The sequence below is a fragment of the Streptomyces sp. NPDC005963 genome, assembly GCF_040638655.1.
Lineage (GTDB): Bacteria > Actinomycetota > Actinomycetes > Streptomycetales > Streptomycetaceae > Streptomyces.
In genome coordinates, this window is record NZ_JBEXVD010000079.1 from 1 (window position 1) to 2,760 (window position 2,760).

At 65.3% G+C, this 2,760-nt stretch carries 2 protein-coding genes; both read left to right on the forward strand.

Going from position 1 to position 2,760, the window contains the following annotated elements; translation table 11 throughout:
• The coding region (locus tag ABZ348_RS34600) for a 2-oxoacid:acceptor oxidoreductase subunit alpha (RefSeq protein WP_358939972.1) at positions 1–1,854 on the forward strand (1,854 nt) is incomplete at its 5' end.
• Positions 1,847–2,760 (forward strand): 2-oxoacid:ferredoxin oxidoreductase subunit beta (locus ABZ348_RS34605; protein WP_358939974.1); only part of this gene is annotated, 914 nt, incomplete at its 3' end. The genes ABZ348_RS34600 and ABZ348_RS34605, both read left to right, overlap by 8 nt.

Consider the following 2,760-nt stretch of genomic DNA (forward strand, 5'->3'; position numbering starts at 1 on the left):
GCCAAGGAGGTGCGCCGGTTGGATCGGGTGGTGATCCGGTTTGCTGGTGACTCGGGTGACGGGATGCAGCTTACGGGTGACCGGTTTACGTCGGAGACGGCGTCGTTGGGGAATGATCTTTCGACGTTGCCGAACTTTCCGGCGGAGATTCGGGCGCCTGCCGGGACGTTGCCGGGGGTGTCGTCGTTCCAGTTGCATTTCGCGGACCATGACATTCTCACGCCGGGGGATGCGCCGAATGTGTTGGTGGCGATGAATCCGGCGGCGTTGAGGGCGAACCTGGCGGATGTACCGCTGGGGGGCGAGATCATCGTGAACACCGATGAGTTCGCGAAGCGGGCGATGGCGAAGGTCGGCTACGCCACCTCGCCGTTGGAGGACGGCACTCTGGAGGGTTACCGGGTGCACCCGGTGCCGTTGACGACGTTGACGATCGAGGCGTTGAAGGACTTCGGGCTGTCCCGTAAGGAAGCGGAACGGTCGAAGAACATGTTCGCGCTGGGATTGCTGTCGTGGATGTATCACCGGCCCACGGAGGGCACGGAGGGGTTCTTGCGGTCGAAGTTCGCGAAGAAGCCACAGATCGCGGAGGCGAACATCGCCGCGTTTAGGGCGGGCTGGAACTTCGGCGAAACGACGGAGGACTTCGCTGTCTCCTATGAGATCGCGCCGGCGACATCGGCGTTCACCCCGGGCACGTATCGGAACATGTCGGGGAACCTGGCCCTGTCGCTGGGGCTGATCGCCGCCGCCCAGCAAGCAGACCTCCCCCTCTACCTGGGCTCGTATCCGATCACCCCCGCCTCCGACATCCTCCACGAACTGTCGAAGCACAAGAACTTCGGCGTGCGGACCTTCCAGGCGGAGGATGAGATCGCGGGGATCGGCGCCGCGTTGGGTGCGGCGTTCGGTGGCCAGTTGGCGGTGACCACCACCTCCGGGCCGGGGGTGGCGTTGAAGTCGGAGACGATCGGGTTGGCGGTGTCGTTGGAGTTGCCGCTGTTGATCGTGGACATCCAACGCGGTGGCCCCTCCACCGGACTGCCCACCAAAACCGAGCAGGCCGACCTCCTCCAAGCCATGTACGGGCGCAACGGTGAAGCACCGGTGCCGATCGTGGCACCCAAAACCCCCGGCGACTGCTTCTACGCCGCCCTCGACGCGGCCCGGATCGCCCTCACCTACCGCACCCCCGTGTTCCTGCTGTCCGACGGCTACCTCGCCAACGGCTCCGAACCCTGGCGCATCCCCGACCTCACCGAACTCCCCGACCTACGGGTTGCGTTCACCACCGAACCGAACCACACCCTCGCCGACGGCACCGACGTCTTTTGGCCCTACAAACGAGACCCCCACACCCTCGCCCGCCCCTGGGCCGTACCCGGCACCCCCGGACTCGAACACCGCATCGGCGGCATCGAAAAACAAGACGGCACCGGCAACATCTCCTACGACCCCGCCAACCACGAACACATGGTCCGCACCCGCCAAACCAAAATCGACCAGATCACCGTCCCACCCCTCACCGTCGACGACCCCCACCACGCCCGCACCCTCGTCCTGGGCTGGGGATCCACCTACGGACCCATCACCGCCGCCGTCCGACGCCTCCGCAACGACGGCCACCCCATCGCCCAAGCCCACCTCACCCACCTCAACCCCCTCCCCCCCAACCTCGAAACCATCCTCACCCACTACCCCCACATCGTCATCCCCGAAATGAACCTCGGCCAACTCGCCACCCTCATCCGCGCCCGCTACCTCACCCCCGCCCACTCCCACACCCAGGTCAACGGAATGCCATTCAAGGCCGAACAGCTCGCCGCGGCCCTCAAGGAGCACATCCATGACTGACACCACCACCCGCAGCGAGCCCACCCTCCTCACCCTCGTCCCCAAAACCACCACCCCCCAGACCATGAAGGACTTCAAGTCCGACCAAGAAGTCCGCTGGTGCCCCGGCTGCGGCGACTACGCCATCCTCGCCGCCGTCCAAGGCTTCATGCCCTCCCTCGGCCTCGCCAAAGAGAACATCGTCTTCATCTCCGGCATCGGCTGCTCCTCCCGCTTCCCCTACTACATGAACACCTACGGCATGCACTCCATCCACGGACGTGCCCCCGCCATCGCCACCGGACTCGCCACCTCCCGCCAAGACCTCTCCGTCTGGGTCGTCACCGGCGACGGCGACGCCCTCTCCATCGGCGGCAACCACCTCATCCACGCCCTCCGCCGCAACGTCAACCTCAAAATCCTGCTCTTCAACAACCGCATCTACGGCCTCACCAAAGGCCAGTACTCCCCCACCAGCGAAACCGGCAAAATCACTAAATCCACCCCCATGGGCTCCCTCGACGCCCCCTTCAACCCCGTCTCCCTCGCCCTCGGAGCCGAAGCCACCTTCGTCGCCCGCACCATCGACTCCGACCGCAAACACCTCACCGACGTCCTACGCCAAGCAGCCGACCACCCCGGCACCGCACTCGTCGAGATCTACCAAAACTGCAACATCTTCAACGACGGCGCCTTCGAAGCCCTCAAAGACAAAGACCAAGCGGAATCCGCCCTCATCCGCCTCGAACACGGCCAACCCATCCGCTTCGGCCCCAACCACACCCAAGGCATCACCCGCAACCCCACCACCGGCGACCTCGACATCGTCACCATCACCCCCGAAAACGAACCCCACACCCTCACCCACGACGCCCACAACCCCAACCCCACCACCGCCTTCGCCCTCTCCCGCCTCGCCCACCCCGA